This window comes from Geomonas oryzisoli (genome assembly GCF_018986915.1).
Taxonomy (GTDB): Bacteria; Desulfobacterota; Desulfuromonadia; order Geobacterales; family Geobacteraceae; genus Geomonas; species Geomonas oryzisoli.
In genome coordinates, this window is record NZ_CP076723.1 from 4,371,814 (window position 1) to 4,388,231 (window position 16,418).

General features: G+C 62.4%; 16 protein-coding genes. 7 read left to right on the forward strand and 9 right to left on the reverse strand.

What is annotated here, in order from left to right; all coding sequences use genetic code 11:
- The first annotated feature begins 1 nt into the window (after nt 1).
- Both KP004_RS19020 and KP004_RS19025 read left to right on the forward strand, forming a co-directional pair.
- Entirely contained in the window at nt 2-793 is a 792-nt protein-coding gene (locus KP004_RS19020) for a TatD family hydrolase (RefSeq protein WP_216799966.1), read from the forward strand.
- A 96-nt stretch (nt 794-889) separates the two neighbouring features.
- Nucleotides 890-1,387 (forward strand): ferritin-like domain-containing protein, encoded by a 498-nt coding sequence (locus KP004_RS19025; RefSeq protein WP_216799967.1) that lies wholly within the window; start codon nt 890-892, stop codon nt 1,385-1,387.
- Nucleotides 1,388-1,606: 219 nt separating this feature from the next.
- Here the strand turns inward: KP004_RS19025 and KP004_RS19030 are convergent, their stop codons facing one another.
- The gene (locus KP004_RS19030; RefSeq protein WP_216799968.1) at nt 1,607-2,392 is read right to left on the reverse strand and encodes a lytic transglycosylase domain-containing protein; all 786 of its coding nucleotides are present in this window, start codon (nt 2,390-2,392) and stop codon (nt 1,607-1,609) included.
- Between the two features lie 11 nt (nt 2,393-2,403).
- Nucleotides 2,404-3,810, reverse strand: coding sequence for a sigma-54-dependent transcriptional regulator (locus KP004_RS19035; RefSeq protein ID WP_216799969.1), 1,407 nt, complete (start codon nt 3,808-3,810; stop codon nt 2,404-2,406).
- Nucleotides 3,811-4,127: 317 nt separating this feature from the next.
- Between KP004_RS19035 and KP004_RS19040 the strand changes: the two genes are divergently transcribed.
- From KP004_RS19040 to KP004_RS19060, 5 genes are read left to right on the forward strand one after another with little or no spacing between them, the layout of a single operon-like run.
- A complete protein-coding gene (locus tag KP004_RS19040) occupies nt 4,128-4,625 on the forward strand; it encodes a chemotaxis protein CheW (RefSeq protein WP_216799970.1) in 498 nt (165 codons plus the stop codon).
- A 42-nt stretch (nt 4,626-4,667) separates the two neighbouring features.
- Nucleotides 4,668-6,509: a chemotaxis protein CheA gene (locus KP004_RS19045; protein WP_216799971.1), complete on the forward strand. Its 1,842-nt coding sequence runs from the start codon at nt 4,668-4,670 to the stop codon at nt 6,507-6,509.
- A 10-nt stretch (nt 6,510-6,519) separates the two neighbouring features.
- The gene (locus tag KP004_RS19050; RefSeq protein ID WP_216799972.1) at nt 6,520-7,392 is read left to right on the forward strand and encodes a CheR family methyltransferase; all 873 of its coding nucleotides are present in this window, start codon (nt 6,520-6,522) and stop codon (nt 7,390-7,392) included.
- Between the two features lie 10 nt (nt 7,393-7,402).
- A complete protein-coding gene (locus tag KP004_RS19055) occupies nt 7,403-8,314 on the forward strand; it encodes an HDOD domain-containing protein (protein ID WP_216799973.1) in 912 nt (303 codons plus the stop codon).
- Nucleotides 8,311-9,381 (forward strand): protein-glutamate methylesterase/protein-glutamine glutaminase, encoded by a 1,071-nt coding sequence (locus tag KP004_RS19060; RefSeq protein WP_216799974.1) that lies wholly within the window; start codon nt 8,311-8,313, stop codon nt 9,379-9,381. Before KP004_RS19055 ends, KP004_RS19060 begins: the two co-directional genes overlap by 4 nt.
- Nucleotides 9,382-9,399: 18 nt before the next feature.
- Here the strand turns inward: KP004_RS19060 and KP004_RS19065 are convergent, their stop codons facing one another.
- From KP004_RS19065 to atpG, 7 genes are all read right to left on the reverse strand, one after another.
- The gene (locus KP004_RS19065; protein ID WP_216799975.1) at nt 9,400-9,687 is read right to left on the reverse strand and encodes a hypothetical protein; all 288 of its coding nucleotides are present in this window, start codon (nt 9,685-9,687) and stop codon (nt 9,400-9,402) included.
- On the reverse strand, nt 9,684-10,682 hold the full coding sequence (locus KP004_RS19070; protein WP_216799976.1) for a DMT family transporter: 999 nt from the start codon (nt 10,680-10,682) through the stop codon (nt 9,684-9,686). Before KP004_RS19070 ends, KP004_RS19065 begins: the two co-directional genes overlap by 4 nt.
- A gap of 89 nt (nt 10,683-10,771) precedes the next feature.
- The gene (locus KP004_RS19075; protein ID WP_216799977.1) at nt 10,772-11,827 is read right to left on the reverse strand and encodes a retropepsin-like aspartic protease; all 1,056 of its coding nucleotides are present in this window, start codon (nt 11,825-11,827) and stop codon (nt 10,772-10,774) included.
- Between the two features lie 99 nt (nt 11,828-11,926).
- Nucleotides 11,927-13,312 (reverse strand): MATE family efflux transporter, encoded by a 1,386-nt coding sequence (locus KP004_RS19080; protein WP_216799978.1) that lies wholly within the window; start codon nt 13,310-13,312, stop codon nt 11,927-11,929.
- Between the two features lie 264 nt (nt 13,313-13,576).
- Complete coding sequence (locus KP004_RS19085) at nt 13,577-13,993, reverse strand: F0F1 ATP synthase subunit epsilon (RefSeq protein ID WP_183343904.1); 417 nt, start codon at nt 13,991-13,993, stop codon at nt 13,577-13,579.
- A 92-nt stretch (nt 13,994-14,085) separates the two neighbouring features.
- Nucleotides 14,086-15,498, reverse strand: coding sequence for a F0F1 ATP synthase subunit beta (gene atpD, locus KP004_RS19090; protein ID WP_199390671.1), 1,413 nt, complete (start codon nt 15,496-15,498; stop codon nt 14,086-14,088).
- A gap of 51 nt (nt 15,499-15,549) precedes the next feature.
- Complete coding sequence (gene atpG, locus KP004_RS19095) at nt 15,550-16,413, reverse strand: ATP synthase F1 subunit gamma (RefSeq protein WP_183343908.1); 864 nt, start codon at nt 16,411-16,413, stop codon at nt 15,550-15,552.
- Nucleotides 16,414-16,418: the final 5 nt, after the last annotated feature.

The following is a 16,418-nucleotide window of genomic DNA, read 5'->3' on the forward strand; positions in this document are numbered from 1 at the left end:
CATGCTTTTTGACAGCCACTGCCACCTGGATGACCCGCAGCTCTTACCCCGCCTGGGCGCGCTCATTCCGGAGGCCGAGGCTGCCGGCGTCGCGGCCTTCCTGGTACCGGGGGTGCACCCCTCGGGTTGGCCGGTGATCCAGGCACTCTCGCAAAAGATTCCCCGCATCTTCCCCGCCTACGGCGTCCACCCCATGCACGCCGACCTCGTCACTCCCGCGATCCTGTCCGACCTCAGGCGCCACGCGACCTCTGCCCGTGCCATCGGCGAGATCGGGCTCGACTACCTGCTCCCCTCCCCTTCCCGGCAGTTGCAACGGGAGGCCTTCATAGCGCAGCTGCACGTCGCCATCGAGACCGGACTGCCGGTCCTGCTCCACTGCCGCAAGGCCTTCGAGGACCTGACCGCCATCCTCCGTGATCTGGGGGGCGCCGGCTCCATCGGCGGCGTCATGCACTCATTTTCCGGGAGTCTCGAATCGGCCGAGGTCTGCCTCAAGCTCGGACTGCACATCTCCCTCTCCGGAACGGTTACCTACGCCAACGCGCGCCGCCCGGTCGAGGTGGCCGCGGCGGTTCCGCTGGAACGGCTGCTGCTGGAAACGGACGCACCCGACCTGGCGCCGGAGCCGTACCGCGGCACCGTCAACGTACCGGCCCTGCTCGTCACCACGGCACGACGTGTCGCTGACATCAGGGGCATCGCCTTCGAAGAACTCGCCCGCCGCACCTTTGACAATGCCTCCCGGCTCTTCAAACCGGACCTGTCCCTGTCCTCCCCTTCATCGCATTAGACTGTTTTCATTGCTATTTCAGTCGTTTGACCTCCTGAGCTGCTTCGATATACTCTTGCCAGGCAATTCCCATTGAACCGTTACGGAGGTACAGCCATGTTCAAGGAATACACACTGCAGGAAGCGTTGAAACTGGCCATCAAGACCGAGAAAGAGAGCATGGACTTCTACCGTCGGGCGGGGTCAGTGAGCAAGGATGAGAGATCGAAGAAGGTGTTCGACCTTTTGGCCAACGAGGAGGCCGGGCACCTGCGCGCCTTCTTCGACCACTATCGCGGCGGCGACCTGGGCGACATCGACAGCTACCTCGCCTCTCCGCCGGACAAGCAGTCGGCCACCCATCTCGCGCTGGAACAGGCCATCGCGGCCGAGAGCCATGAGCAGAAGGCGCTGGAGATCGCCCTGAAGGAGGAGAAATCCTGTATCGACTTCTACACCATCCTGGTGAAGGACGTGGTGGACCCGCTGGTGCGCCGCGTCTTCGAAACGGTGATCAGGGAGACCCAGGGCCACTACGACATGATCGAGGACGAGTACATGCGGATCATGACCATGGTGCACAGCTCGGATCAGAACATCTATGTGAGGGAGTAAGCTGGGGGAAGGCACCCGAAGGGCGCCGGTCAATGGGGCAAGAGCAGCGGCCGAGGGAGGGGCTTTCTGTGGACCCGGTGGACAAAAAGTGGACATGGTGGACGCGGTGGACGTAGAGAGAGCCGTAAAACCACCAATGTGAAAAGCCTCCGCACCTGTTGGTGCGGAGGCTTTTTGCTTTGGTTGCTGCTCAACCTTAACCTCGACCTCGACCTGCCTCTACGCCAGGTACTGGGCATAGTACCCTTTGACCCGGGCCAGATAGGTCCTGGTCTCCCGGGGGAGGGTGTCGGTTCCGTGACGGTCGACGTTGCCGGGACCCCAGTTGTAGGCGGCCAACGCTTCGTCAACGTTGCCGTTGTAACGCCGCAGCATGTCCTTCAAAAACCTGGTGCCGGCCATGATGTTCTGCTCGGGGTCGAAAGCATCGGTCACGCCGAGCCCACGCGCGGTCGCCGGCATCAACTGCATCAGCCCCTGGGCCCCGGCAGAACTGACGGCACGGGGATCAAAATTGCTCTCGGCCTTGATGACGGCCCGGATCAACCCGCTGTCGACACCGTAACGCTGGCTCGCCCGCTGGATGATGGAGTCGGTGCTGCGGTCATCGGATACCGCCGGGACCGTCGGCAGCTGGCCGGCTTGAAAATGCGCCTGCTGTGCCTGAAACGCCGCCTCGGCCCCCTGGTCGGCCGCCACCTCACGGGTCTCGGCCACCGCGCTGCCCCCGGAGGGGAGCTGTTCGAGGAACCGGTTCAACAACCCCTGCACGTTGACGTTGGCTGTGGACGGGGCCGACGCGGCCGACTCACCGCCTATGGCCAGGGCGGAGCTGAGCATCTTCAGCCGCAACGCTTCGGCTGCGGCCTGCGGCGTCACGTGCGCGCCGGCGCCACCTTTGTCCAGCATCTCCTGGAACGGTACAGCCGGTGAACCGGCGGCGGGGGCGGCCTTCTTGCCCCCTTCGACGCCCGCCGGCGCCGTGGTTATCGGATTGATCGACATATGCTCCCCTCTTACGGGGAAAGCGGAGTCTCCCCGTAAACCAGTTTCTTCTTCTTCAACTTCTCGATCAGCGTGGTGCGCTTCAAGTTCAGGAGTTCGGCGGCCTCTTTCTTGTTGCCGCCGCTCTTCTCCAGCGCCTGCATGATCAGCCGGTTCTCGAATTCCTCGACGGCGCTGTTCAGGCAGAAGCCGTCGTCGGGAAGGTTGATCATGTGCTCGCCGTGCACCACCGGGGTGCTGCGGCCGCCGCGGTACTTCTCGGGGAGGTCGTGAATGTTGATCACGCCGGTCCCTTTGATGATCACCAGGCGCTCCACCAGGTTCTCCAACTCGCGCACGTTGCCGGGCCAGTCGTAGCTCCCCAGGGTCTCCATGACCTGCTTGTCAAAACCTTGAACCTTGCGCTGCTTGCTCCGGTTGAACTTCTCCAAAAAGCTGTTCAGCAAAAGCGGGATGTCGGCGCCGCGCTCCCGCAACGGCGGCAGCATGATCGGAATCACGGAAAGCCTGTAATACAGGTCCTCGCGGAATTCCTTGGAGGCCACCATGTGGTCCAGGTTCTGGTTGGTGGCCGCGATGATCCGGACATCAACCTTCTTGGAACGGGTGGAACCCACCGGCTCCAACTCCCGGCTCTGCAGCACGCGCAAAAGCTTCACCTGCAGGTTCGCCTTCATGTCCCCGATCTCGTCGAGGAACAGGGTCCCTTTGTCGGCCATTTCGAAGCGGCCGACGCGGGTGGCGACGGCCCCGGTGAAGGAGCCCTTGACATGGCCGAACAGCTCACTCTCCAAAAGCTCGTCGGGAATGGCGGCGCAGTTGAGCGCAACGAAGTTCTTGTCGGAACGGTTGGAAAGGTCGTGAATGGCGCGCGCCACCAGTTCCTTGCCGGTCCCCGACTCACCCTGGATCAGCACGGTGGAGTCGGAGGTAGCCACCTTTTCGATCATCTCGAACAGCGAGAGCATCTTCTCGCTCTCCCCGATGATGTTGTTCAAAAGCGCCCTGTTCTTTATGCAAGGCTTGGACCGGAAACTCTTGCTCTGCAGCGCCTGGTGCTCCAGGCCGCGTTTGACGTGGGTTTCCAGCTCCTCGAGGTTGAAGGGCTTTTCCAGATAGAAGAACGCCCCCGCCTTGAGGAGATTTGCCGTCATCTCGTTGTTGGCGAAGGCGCTGTAGGCTATGGTAACTATCTCCGGCCGGAGCGATTTAAGCTGCCGAATGAACTCCAGACCGTTCACCCGCGGCATCATGATATCGGTGATAACCATCTGCACGTCGTGCATCTCGATCTTCTGCAGGGCGTCCTGCCCGTCGAAGGCTTGGTAGACCTGGTACCCTTTGTAGCTCAGGAAGGCGGCCACGAAGTCCCGCGTCTTCTTGTCGTCGTCTGCGATCAGTATTTTCGGCGTTTCCATCGTTTCCCCGATTTCGGTTAAAGTTGCTGCGAATCAAGCCGATACAAAAACGGTCAACGTTCGAAACTATAGCGGGATATTTCGGCAATGTCAATTAAATGACTTACTCGAAAAGTCACCCCTGTCAATAATTTGCTTGTACCCCGGAAACGGCAGGCATTGCGGGGGCCAAAACCGCGCCGGGTGCAGCCTGGCGCCGTCGGCCCCGAAATTGCGTTAGAGAAAAAAAATATTCAACCTTTGTCCTGCCCCGCCGATTAGGGGTCAATAGGGCGGGCGCCCCGCGTCCCCCTGATTTCACCGCAGAGGGAGGGTCCATGGAGACCGCACTCACCAAGGTAAAAAGCGAAGAGTACGGGGGGGAGCTGATCCAGCTGGTGAGCTTCAACCTCGAGAAGGAAGAGTACGGCATCAACGTCCTGATGGTGCGCGAGATCATCCGGATGCTCAACATCACCCGGGTCCCCAACACCCCCCACTACGTGGAGGGAGTCATCAACCTGCGCGGCAAGGTCATCCCGATCATCAACCTGCGCAAGAAGTTCGACCTGATGGACGCCGAGTACGACAAGCGCACCCGCATCATGGTGATGGAGGTGGTGGGCGAGCTGATGGGGTTCATCGTGGACGAGGTTTCCGAGGTGATCCGCATCTCGGAGAAGGAGATCCAGCCTCCTCCCCCGGTGGTCTCCAGCGGCATCGAGCAGGAATGCATGGCCGGCGTCATCAACCAGGCGGACCGGCTCCTGGTACTGCTCGACCTGGAGAAGATGTTCACAGCCGACGAAAGAAGGCTGTTCAGCAACGTAGCATAAGGCACCAACAGGGGGAAACGCTCCCCCTTTCCGGAGCACACAATGGCCATAGACTGCGAAGATCAGGAGCTACTGGACGGCTTTCTCGCCGAAACCACCGAGCTCCTGGAAAAACTTGACGACGACCTGATCTCCCTGGAGAAGAGCCCGGAAGACGCCGACCTCATGAACCGGATCTTCCGATCCATCCACACGGTCAAGGGTGCCTCGAGCTTCCTGGGTTTCGACATGCTCGTCAAGGTCACGCACAAGACCGAGGACGTCCTGAACCGCCTGAGGAAGGTGGAATTGACGCTCACCCCGGAGATCATGGACGTGATCCTCGAGGCGGTCGATCTCGTGAAGACCCTGGTGGCCGACATCAAGGGAGGCGACATCATTGAGAGGGACCTGGAGGGGACGATCGCGAAGCTGATCCCCTTCCTCTCCGAGAACGCCGTGGAAGCGACCGTGCTCGCCCCCGTCTTCGCCCCCAAGGAGGAGAAGGAAGCGGCAGCCCCGGCCGCACCTGCTGAGCCCGCGGCTTCCCAGCAGGCGGAGGAGGCAGCGGCTGCACCCGCAGAGCCGCAGGGAGCAAAGGCGGAGCCCAAGGCCCAGCCTGCCGCCTCGCAGCAGGTGGCGCCAGCGCCGCAGCCCAAGCCCCAGCCGGTCAAGGAGCCCCAGAAGGCACCGGCCAAGGGGGGGGGCGAGGATCTCGCCGACAACTCCACGGTCAGGGTGGACGTGAAGCGCCTGGACGACCTGATGAACCAGGTGGGGGAGCTGGTGCTGGAGCGCAACCGCATGATCCAGCTGCACAGCGACTACCAGACCGGCCTCAATCCCGCCGAGTTCGGCGACGATTTCGGCAAGCTCTCCAAGCGGCTCAACTTCGTCACCTCGGAACTGCAGATGCAGGTCCTCAAGATGCGCATGCTTCCGGTGGAGAAGGTCTTCAAGAAGTTCCCGCGCATCGTCCGCAACCTGGCGCGCGACCTCGGCAAGGAGGTCGACCTGATCATCTACGGCGAGGAAACGGAGCTGGACCGCTCCGTGGTGGACGAGATCGGCGATCCGTTGATCCACCTGATCCGTAACGCCCTGGACCACGGCCTGGAGACCCCGGACCAGCGACTCGCCGCCGGCAAGGACCGCACCGGCACGGTGGTCCTCTCCGCAGCCCACGAAGGGAACCAGATCGTGATCAGCATCAAGGACGACGGCCGCGGCATCGACCCGGACAAGATCGCCCGCAAGGCCGTGGACAAAGGGCTGGTCACCGACGATCAGGTCGCCGCCATGGGGACCCGCGAGATCCTCGACCTCATCTTCCTCCCCGGCTTCTCCACCAAGGAGCAGACCACCGACCTTTCCGGGCGCGGCGTCGGCATGGACGTGGTGCGCACCAACATCCGGAAGCTCAACGGCATCATCGAGATCAAGAACGAGTTGGGGCGCGGCAGCGAGTTCATCCTGAAGCTCCCGCTTACCCTGGCCATCATCCAGTCCCTGCTGGTGGAGGTCGAGAAGGAGGTCTACTCGATCCCGCTGGCGTCGGTCATCGAGACCATGCGGGTCAGCAAGAAGGAGTTCCACATGATCGGCGGGCAGGAGGTGCTGAAACTGAGGGACTCGGTGCTGCCGCTTTTGAGGCTGCAGCAGACCTTCGGCTGCCACGAGGTCTACACCGACCGAGACACCTGCTACGTGGTCATCGTAGGGGTCGCAGAGAAGAGAATCGGCCTGATCGTCACCAGGCTGTTGGGGCAACAGGAGGTTGCCATCAAATCGCTGGGCAAGTTCCTGTCCAACCTCCCGGGGATCGGCGGATCGACCATCATGGGAGACGGCAGGGTGGCGTTAATTGTTGATCCGATCGGACTGGTCGGCGGCGGAGCAGCCTGAGGGGACGATAATGGCATTAGACATGAAACCATTTGACGCTAAAAACGCCCCGAAGATTTCCGACAAGGATTTCGAACAGCTTCGGGACTACATATACAACGTCTGCGGCATCTACTTTCACAGCAGCAAGAAGTACTTCCTGGAAAGCAGGCTGGCCCGCAGGATGGAAGGAACCGGCTGCAAGACCCACGCGGACTACTACCAGTTCGTACGCAGCCCGGCCACCGGCAGGGCGGAACTGACCAAGCTCCTGGACGAGATCACCACCAACGAGACCTGCTTCTTCAGGAACATGCCCCAGTTGAACGCGCTGGAAAACAAGTTCCTGCCTGAGATCATCGGGACCAAGGGGAAGATCGGGTTCAAGAAGCTGCGCATTTGGAGCGCCGGCTCCTCCTCGGGGGAGGAGGCCTACACCATGGCCATGATCCTGCTCGAGAAGCGCGCCGCACTCCTCAAGGACTGGATCATCGAGATCGTGGGGACCGACATCAACGAGACCGTGCTGGCCCAGGCCCGGGAAGGGGTCTACAACAGCTACTCGGTGCGCAACACCCCCGATTACTACCTGAAGAAGTACTTCAAGGAGGAGGCCCCGGGCCGGTTCGTGCTCTCCCCCGAGGTCAAGAAGCTGGCGACCTTCAGCCAGTTGAACCTCTACGACGACAACAAGATGCTCTTCATGAAGAGCTTCGACTTCATCTTCTGCGCCAACGTGCTCATCTACTTCGACACATCCTCGAAGAGCAAGGTAGTGCAGCACTTCTACAACAACCTGCAGCCGTATGGCTACTTCTTCGTGGGGCAGTCCGAGTCGCTGCACGGGGTGAACGACAAATTCAAGACCGTACACTTCCCGGGCGGGTTCACCTACAACAAGTGAGGATGATGCAATGGAAAAAGCAGCCATGATGCAGACTGCCGAGGAGATGGTCGAGAGCTTCGTTGACCTCCCCACCATCCCGCACGTGGCCACCCGGGTGATCGAGCTCCTGGACCGTCCCGGGGTCGAGCTCGACGAGGTCGCCGACATGATCCTGGCGGACCAGGTGCTGGCGGCCCGGGTCATCAAGATGGTCAATTCGCCGCTGTACAAGCCGGCCAACGAAATAAAATCCGTAAAAAGGGCCCTGATCTACCTGGGCTTCCGCCACATCCGCGAGCTCGCCTTCACCTGCTCCTTCGTCGACGTCTTCGAAGGGCGGGACGGCATCTTCGACGTCCGCAGTTTCTGGGAGCACTCCTTCGGCGTGGGCGTCGTTTCCAAGATCATCGCGCAACGGGTGCGTTACCCCGACACCGAAAAGGCCTACCTGGTGGGGATCGTGCACGACATCGGCGAGGTGTTTCTCTCCTACTACCGCCAGGACACCTTCCGCGCCCTGCTCGACTCGGTGAAGGGGCAGCCCTTCCGGCTGGTGGAAAAGGAGGCCGAGTACCTTGGCACCTCCCACAGCGAGATCGGCCTGTGCATCGCCAAGAAATGGAACTTCCCGGCCGACTACTGCGAAGTGATCGGGCTGCACCACGACCCGGAGCAGGCGGTCCTCGATCCGACCCTGTGCGCCATCGTCAACCTGGCCGACCTGTTCTGCTCGGTGCGCCAGCTTGACTACGGCGGCAACTCCTGGGTTTCCTTCAACCTCGCCGAAGAGAAGGCCTGGGCGATCCTCAAGTCCTATGCGCCCAACCTCGCCGACCTCGACGTGGAGCGCTTCTGCTACGAACTGGACGACCGCGTCCCCGAGATCCAGGACATGGTCAAATCGATCTTCCAAGGCATAGGAGCCAAAGAAACGTCATGATCCCCGCAACGTCGAGCAAACTGAAGGTACTGATCGTCGACGACTCCTCCTTCATGAGGATGGCGATCCGCGGCATTCTCACCAAGGCCCCCGGCGTGGAGATCGTCGGCATCGCGGCCGACGGCATGGAAGGGGTGGAAAAGGCCCTGGCTCTGAAGCCGGACCTGATCACCATGGATGTGGAGATGCCGCGCATGGACGGCATCGCCGCGCTGAAGCAGATCATGGCCAAGCAGCCCACCCGGGTGCTCATGGTCTCCACACTCACCTGTGAAGGGGCGCGGGCCACCTTCGAAGCGCTGGAATCCGGCGCCATCGACTACGTCCCCAAGAACGTCAGCGACTGCAAGGACGCCCAGGCCACGTTCCAGAAGGCGCTCCTTGAGAAGGTGCGTGAGGCCTCGGTCTCCGCCATCCCCAGACGAGCCGGCATCGGCATGGTGCAGCGCGTCGCCCCGCCCGTCCAGGTGCGCCCGTCCCAGTTCGCCAACCGCCGCATAGGTTACGTCGGCATCGGCGCCTCTACCGGGGGGCCGGTGGCGCTCCAGGAAGTCATCTCCCGCATCCCGGTCAATTTCCCGCACGGCATCGTGGTGGCCATCCACATGCCCAAGGCTTTCACCGGCCCTTACGCCGAGCGGCTCAACGCCAAGTGTTCGTTATCGATCAGGGAAGCGGTCGACGGCGACATCGTCAAGGGGGGGCAGGTGCTGATCGCCCCGGGCGGGATGCACACCAGCCTGGTCAGGCAGGGGAGCAACATCGTGGTGAAGACCTCGCCCACCAGCGAGTTCCCCCAGTACATCTACATCCCCTCGGTGGACCAAATGATCACCTCCATGGCGGACGCGAGCAACGGCGCCATGCTCGGGGTTATCCTCACCGGGATGGGGAACGACGGCTTCAAGGGGATGAAACATCTGAAGGAAAAGGGAGGGATCACCCTGGTGCAGAACGAGGCGACCTCCACCATCTACGGCATGCCGCGGGCGTGCATCGACGGCAAGGTGGCCGACGTGGTGCTCCCGCTGGAGCAGATCGGTTTCGAGATCGGCAAGATAGGTTAACGACCGGCTCCTGGTCCGTCAGCGTTGCGCGCGGATCAGGAGTCCCCCTTCACTCTCCTCCACACTGCAGCGCGAGAACCCCTGACGTTTCAATCTGAATAAGACCACGGACGCCGCCAGCGGCCGGCACTGCGGCACGAACAGCCGCACCTCACCTTTGCTGTCCAGGTAGAGCCCCATTCCCCTGCCGATATCGTCCGGCTCGCACGGCCTCACCTCGCCCGGCTGCGTCGGCTGCGGCGCGCCGCCACGAGGCGGCAGGACCAGTCGCCAGATAAGTTCCAGGGTTCTCAACGTTCTTTTCATGCTCTCGCCTCGCCTTGCCCGGCGCCTTCCGAGGTATTTCCCACACCCTCGGCCGGCAACGGCTGTGGATTCTTCCCGTCCGGCCTCACGTTGACCCGGCTCCCCAAGTAGACCCCGGCGACCACCAGCATGCCGCCCACGAGCTGCGGCAGCACCACCCTTTCCCCGAGAAAGAACGCGGCCTGCAGCGCCCCGAAGAACGGCACCAGGTTGACGAAGACGGCGGCCCGCGACGCCCCGATTCGCCCAACGCCCTGGTACCACCAGACGAAACCCACCACCGTTCCGAGCAGTGCCAGTTGCAGGATGGCGAGCCAGCCCACCAGGGTGAAGGAAGGCATGCGCCCGCCTATGACGGCGTGCTCCAGCAGCGCCGCCGGGACCAGGAGCATGGTCCCGAACAGGGCGGCGTAGGCGGTGGCGGCCAGCGGCGTGAACCGGGACAGCGCCTTCTTGCCCAGGATCGAGTAGAGCGCCCAGCACAGCGGTGCGCCCAGCATGATGAGGTCCCCCTTGTTGAAGGCGAAGCCGGCGAGGACGGCCCACGAGCCCTTGGAGATGACCACGGAGACACCAAGGAGCGAGACCAGCAGGCCAACCCCCTGGGTCAGGGTGACCCGCTCCCTGAGCCAGAGCGCCGACAGGACCGCAGTGATGAGGGGGTTGATGGCGACGATGAGCGCGCCGCTGGTGGCGGTGGTCAGCTTGAGGCCGGTGAAAAAGACGGCGTTGTAGCAGAAGATGCCGGTGACGCCCAGGCTGAATAGAAGGGCAAGCTCCCGCACCCCCTTGGGCACCGGGAAGGGTTTCCCCTCTTTGCCCGCATACCAGGCGGTAAGCGCGATCAGGCAGGTCCCGGCTATTGAGAAGCGGCAGGTGGCCGCGAAGAAAGGAGGCGCCTCTTTTACCGCCAGACGCGCCGCGACGAAGGTGCCGCCCCAGAAAAAGGTGGTCAGCACCAGCTTCAGATATACCGATTTAAGATTACCAGTCATGCCGACAGCACCCCGCCTAAGTCTTCACGGCGAAGCGCTGCACCTCTAGAGAAACTTCCTTCCCTCACTACCCCTCCAACCGCGGTCTGTCAGAACCAGCGGATCACTTCATGTTCCATATCGATCTGATAACGGTACTTGCGCAGGAAATCCATCCCGAGCAGGCCGTCGTGCATGCCTGAGCTGCCGCTGTAGGAGATCAGTTCCACCTCCATCGGGGCGCGGGCGTAGGGGCCGACGGTTACAGCGTCGACGCGGACGATCCTGGAGCGTACCACCCTGCCGTCGGCCAACTCCGCCTGCGCGTTCGCGGCAGAGCGTAAATCAATGGGGAGCCTGTTGGCAACACTTTCGTGCAGCGCCGTCCTGGTGGCGCCGGTGTCGAGGATAAGTTCCAACCTGACCGCCTGCCCCCCATGCTTCACGGTCACCGGGACCAGCACCTGGTTGTCCACCACGCGCACCTTGGTGACATCGCCGGCGGGCGCAGTCGTCACCGTCGCGGTGGACCGTTCCTGACGCTGGGAGGGCTGTTCCGCCCTCCCCTTCTGCTCTCCTGCCCCCTCCTGCTCCGCCGTCGCCGGCACGGCTTCGTGAGGCTGTGGCTGCCCTTTGGGCTCGACCTCTTCCGCGATCTGCTGCTCCTGGGCAAGCTGGGCCTGCTCGCTGGAACCGTAGGGCCAGAGCAGGTAATACATGAGCCCCGCCACCGCCAAAAGCCCTGCCAGCCCCGCAAGGGTCCTTGCCGGCGGTGCCTGTCCGGCACGGCAGTCCTGCCGCACGGCGAGTTCCCGGGCATAGGCGGCCAGCTTCTTTCTGATCAGGGCATCCGGGCACACCTCGGCAAGCTTGGCAACAGCGCCCCCCGCACGTCCATCCCCTTCCTTGATCAGGGGGATGGCAATGGAACTTACCAGGTCCATGACCACATCCTGCAGACGGCCATACCCCTGCCTCCCCTCGGCCTGCCCAAGAGCCGGGAAGACGACCCGCTCCACATCGCAGAGCGCCGCGATCAGCAGTTCGTGCCTGGTGGAGGCATCGGTGCTCTCCCGCAGCTCAAGCGCGACCCTTTCCTTTATCCCCCTGCACAGATGCTCGAGATCCATAGCGATCCCCCACGGCAGCACGAGTCCGCGACGCATGGCAACTATTCGGCAACTTCAGGAAATTCTAGCGTATTATGGCCAACTCTGCGCTGGTGACCGTCTAGGGAAAAATAGCAGCCGACTTTCGGGAAACCGTCAACGACTCTCTTCTCCCGCCTCGTGCTCCCCCACGGCGGCACCGTCCATGGCGGTGGCGAGCCGCAGGACATAGAGCAGGATGACGCAGGCCGCGCCCCAGGTGATCAGCAGAATGCCGCACCAGATGCCGGTAAGCCCCCAGCCGAGCAGGTCGGCCATCAGGTAGAACACCGGGATCGGGAACACGATCTGCCGGGCGAGGCCGATCACCAGCGGGAAGACTGGTCGTTTCAGCCCCTGCAGCACGGCAACGCTGGTGTAGAGGATGACGTAGGCGGTGAAGACGAATGCCTCGATGTGCAGGTAGTGCACGCCGAGGTCCACCACCACGGGGTCCTTGGTGAAAAGTGACATCAGCGGGCGGGCAGCGAGGAAGACGGCGGCCGTGCCCAAACTCATCAGGGTCATGCCGACACGCAGCGAAGTCCGTATGGTCTGCACCACGCGCTCTATCTGCCGTGCCCCGCTGTTTTGCGCCACCAGCGCCAGGGTAGCAACATTCATCCCCATGACCGGCAGCAGTGCGATCTGCTCGATCCTGGTACCGATGCCGTAGGCGGCGACCGCGTCGCTGCCGAAGCGGGCCACGAAGCGGGTGATGACGAAGATGCCGATAGCGACGGTCATCATGTTGAGGCTGGACGGGAATCCCAGCTTGGCCAGCTGGAAGTAGGCGTGCCGGTCCGGAACCAATTCGGGCAGGCGGAAGTGTCTGAGCATGCCGGACTGCCTGACCCGCATCAGCATGTAGCAGTTGCCGATAGCCTGGACGAACACCGTGGCCCACGCGATGCCGGGCAGCCCCATGGCGGGGACGCCAAGGCCGCCGTACATGAACCAGGGGTCGAAGGCCAGGTTCAGGAAGAAGCCGAGCACCAGGTAGTTGCGAAAGCTGCGGCTGTCTCCGGTCGCGTTCAGGATCGCGTTCAGGACGTAGTTGACCAGGAAGAAGACGCTGCCGGTGAAGATGCACCCCATGTACTGCAGGGCCAGTTCCAGCACAGTGCCGTGGGCGCCCAAAAGGCCAAAGAGAAAGGGGGCGGCGGTAAGCCCTAATGCCGTCAGCAGGAGCCCGTGCAGCAATCCGAAGGAGAGGGTTTGGCCGGCGAGGTGGCGCGCACCTTCGCGGTCTCCGGCGCCGAGGGCGTGCCCGATAAGCGAAGTGGCACCAGTGGAGATGCCGGCCCCGATGGCGATGATCAGGAAGAAGACCGGAAACGAGAGGGAGAGCGCCGCCAGGGCGTCCGTGGAGATGCGGCCGCCGTAGAAGGTGTCCACCACGTTGAACATGGTGTTGAAGAAGTAGCCCACGCTGGTCGGCAGCGCGATCTTGCGGATCAGGCCGGGTATGGGTTGGTTCAGCAGGTCGTGACCATGGTTCATGGAGCCCTCAATACGCGGCCTTCGCAGGCATGTTTCCCCCTCCCTGTCCCTCCCCCTCCGGGGGAGGGGACGCGTGAGCCAGGGCAGCGATTTGTCCGGCTGCCCCTCGCTTGAGCAGCATCGGGTTCCTAAGCTCCTCCCCCCGGAGGGGGGAGGCTGGGAGGGGGGCAGGTTGGCTGTCTCAAGGCCTCAAGCTTACACGCCCTCCGGGCAAAAAAAAAGAGCGGCGAGGCCGCTCTTCTCATTTGTTTCTGTGTCGGACGCTTAGCGCCCGCCTGCCTTGCCGGCCACCTGCACCCTGATCAGGGCACGCTCGAGAGCGGCCTGGTAGATGCGGAAGTTCTTGTCTTCCGGGGTAAGCGACTTGAGCTCGGTCTCGGCACGCCCAAGGGCTGCCTTGGCACGCTCCAGGTCAATCTCGTCGGCCCTCTCGGCGGTCTCAACCAGTACGGTGACCTGGTCGTTCTCCACTTCGAAGTAGCCCCAGTTGAGCGCCAGGTGGTGCAGCACGCCGTCCTTCTTGTAGGCCAGCTCGCCGATCTTCAGCGAGGTGAGGAAGGGGGCATGGCCCGGAAGGACGCCGAATTCGCCGAGTGCACCGGTGGCGGTGATCTCGTCCACTTCTTCGGACATGACCTTCTTGTACGGCGTTACCAGTTCAACCTTCAGTTTTTCAGCCATATAAACCTCTTGAGGCTAAGGTGCGTGGAGAGGGGGACTGGCACCTGGCGGAGCCAGTCCCCTTCCTTAAGCCTTTAGCCGTACCAGATTAATTAAACCGCGAGCTTCTGAGCTTTCTCGATGGCTTCCTCGATGGTGCCGACCATGTAGAAGGCCTGCTCCGGGAGGTCGTCGTGCTTGCCGGCAATGATTTCCTGGAAGCCCTTGATGGTGTCTTTCAGCTCGACGTACTTGCCCGGGGAGCCGGTGAAGGCCTCTGCCACGTGGAACGGCTGGGAGAGGAACTTCTGGATCTTACGGGCGCGGGCAACGACCAGCTTGTCCTCTTCGGAAAGCTCGTCCATACCGAGGATCGCGATGATGTCCTGGAGATCCTTGTACTTCTGGAGTACGTACTGGACCTGACGGGCTACACCGTAGTGCTCGTCGCCGATGACCTGCGGATCGAGGATCCTGGAGGTGGAGTCGAGCGGGTCCACCGCCGGGTAGATGCCGAGCTCGGCGATCTGACGGGAAAGAACCGTGGTCGCGTCGAGGTGGGCGAAGGCGGTTGCCGGAGCCGGGTCGGTAAGGTCGTCGGCCGGTACGTAGATCGCCTGAACCGAGGTGATGGAACCCTTGGTGGTCGAGGTGATGCGCTCCTGGAGCTCACCCATCTCGGTAGCCAGGGTCGGCTGGTAACCGACGGCGCTCGGGATACGGCCCAGAAGTGCGGACACCTCGGAACCTGCCTGGGTGAAGCGGAAGATGTTGTCGACGAAGAGGAGCACGTCCTGGCCTTCCTCGTCACGGAAGTACTCTGCGATGGAGAGCGCGGAGAGAGCAACGCGGGCACGCGCCCCCGGGGGCTCGTTCATCTGGCCGTACACGAGAGCGGCCTTGTCGAGAACGCCGGACTCCTTCATTTCCATCCAGAGGTCGTTCCCTTCACGGGTACGCTCGCCGACGCCGGCGAAGACGGAGAAGCCGCCGTGCTGCTTGGCGATGTTGTTGATGAGCTCCATGATGAGAACGGTCTTGCCGACGCCTGCGCCGCCGAAGAGGCCGATCTTACCGCCCCTGGCGTACGGTGCGAGCAGGTCGACGACCTTGATGCCGGTGGTGAACGCTTCGACCTTGGTGGACTGGTTCACGAAGAGCGGCGCCTCGCGGTGGATGCCGTACTCTTTCTCGTTGCCTACCGGACCCATCTCGTCAACCGGCTCGCCGATGACGTTGAGGATGCGGCCCAGGGTCTTGCGACCGACCGGAACGGAGATCTGCTTGCCGGTGTCGAGGACCTGCTGGCCACGAACCAGACCGTCGGTACCGTCCATTGCGATGGTCCTGACGGCGTTCTCGCCCAGGTGCTGTGCGACTTCGAGAACCAGGTTGAACTCCTGGTCGTCGATCGCGGGGTTGGTTACCCTGAGAGCCTGGTAGATCGGGGGAAGCTTGCCCGGCTCGAATTCGACGTCGATAACTGCGCCGATGACCTGCGAAATTTTTCCGAAGTTCTGACTCATGTTTAAACCTCTTCCTTTTGCGGCCGGTAGGGCCACATATTTTTATAAGTGTTAACCCTTGATCGATTCAGCACCGGAGATGATTTCCATCAGCTCGGTGGTAATGGCCGCCTGGCGTGCCCTGTTGTAGATCAGGGTGAGCTTGGCGATCATCTCGGTGGCGTTTTTGGAAGCCGCATCCATCGCCGTCATCCTGGCGCCGTGCTCGGAAGCCACCGATTCGAGGAGGGCCTTGAAGACCTGGACCTCGATGTGCTTGGGAAGCAGTTCATCGAGCAGCGCGCCCTTGGACGGCTCGTAGATGTACTCGGTCCCGATTTCCTCTTCCGCACCGGCCTTCGGCGCGATCGGCAGGAGCTGCTCCAGGGTGATGTCCTGGCTCATGACGGAGCGGAAGGCGTTGTAGATGATGAAGACTTCGTCGTATTCTTCCGCCAGGTACCCCTCGATCAGCTCGGCGGCCACGAGCGCCGCGGTCTGGTAGGAGAGGGTGGAGAAGATGTTGCCGTGATGTTTGCGGACCGTGTGACGGTTCCTCAGGAACTCGTAACCCTTACGACCGATGGTCATCAGGGTCATTTCCGAGAAGTCGCCCTTGCGCTCCTTCATGAAGCGGTCGGCGGCCTTGGAGAGGTTGGCGTTGAAGCCGCCGCACAGGCCGCGGTCCGAGGTCACCACCACGAGGAGGGCACGACCGCCGTCACGCTTCACCATGAGCGGATTGGCATCCGACTCCTGGGTCTTGGCGAGACGCTCAAGCACCTCCGCGAGCTTACCCGCGTAGGGGCGCGCCGCGACCACGTTCTCCTGGGCGCGACGCAGCTTGGCGGCCGAGACCATCTTCATGGCCTTGGTGATCTGCCGGGTATTTTTTACGGATACGATCCGTTTCTTGATGCTCTTAAGGTTTGCCATTCGCT

Coding starts and splice junctions, on each gene's coding strand:
- KP004_RS19045 (WP_216799971.1), top strand. CDS start 4,668: ATGGCCATAGACTGCGAAGATCAGGAGCTACTGGACGGCTTTCTCGCC.
- KP004_RS19020 (WP_216799966.1), top strand. CDS start 2: ATGCTTTTTGACAGCCACTGCCACCTGGATGACCCGCAGCTCTTACCC.
- KP004_RS19040 (WP_216799970.1), top strand. CDS start 4,128: ATGGAGACCGCACTCACCAAGGTAAAAAGCGAAGAGTACGGGGGGGAG.
- atpG (WP_183343908.1), bottom strand. CDS start 16,413: ATGGCAAACCTTAAGAGCATCAAGAAACGGATCGTATCCGTAAAAAAT.
- KP004_RS19055 (WP_216799973.1), top strand. CDS start 7,403: ATGGAAAAAGCAGCCATGATGCAGACTGCCGAGGAGATGGTCGAGAGC.
- KP004_RS19065 (WP_216799975.1), bottom strand. CDS start 9,687: ATGAAAAGAACGTTGAGAACCCTGGAACTTATCTGGCGACTGGTCCTG.
- KP004_RS19060 (WP_216799974.1), top strand. CDS start 8,311: ATGATCCCCGCAACGTCGAGCAAACTGAAGGTACTGATCGTCGACGAC.
- KP004_RS19080 (WP_216799978.1), bottom strand. CDS start 13,312: ATGAACCATGGTCACGACCTGCTGAACCAACCCATACCCGGCCTGATC.
- KP004_RS19085 (WP_183343904.1), bottom strand. CDS start 13,993: ATGGCTGAAAAACTGAAGGTTGAACTGGTAACGCCGTACAAGAAGGTC.
- KP004_RS19025 (WP_216799967.1), top strand. CDS start 890: ATGTTCAAGGAATACACACTGCAGGAAGCGTTGAAACTGGCCATCAAG.
- KP004_RS19075 (WP_216799977.1), bottom strand. CDS start 11,827: ATGCGTCGCGGACTCGTGCTGCCGTGGGGGATCGCTATGGATCTCGAG.
- atpD (WP_199390671.1), bottom strand. CDS start 15,498: ATGAGTCAGAACTTCGGAAAAATTTCGCAGGTCATCGGCGCAGTTATC.
- KP004_RS19035 (WP_216799969.1), bottom strand. CDS start 3,810: ATGGAAACGCCGAAAATACTGATCGCAGACGACGACAAGAAGACGCGG.
- KP004_RS19030 (WP_216799968.1), bottom strand. CDS start 2,392: ATGTCGATCAATCCGATAACCACGGCGCCGGCGGGCGTCGAAGGGGGC.
- KP004_RS19070 (WP_216799976.1), bottom strand. CDS start 10,682: ATGACTGGTAATCTTAAATCGGTATATCTGAAGCTGGTGCTGACCACC.
- KP004_RS19050 (WP_216799972.1), top strand. CDS start 6,520: ATGGCATTAGACATGAAACCATTTGACGCTAAAAACGCCCCGAAGATT.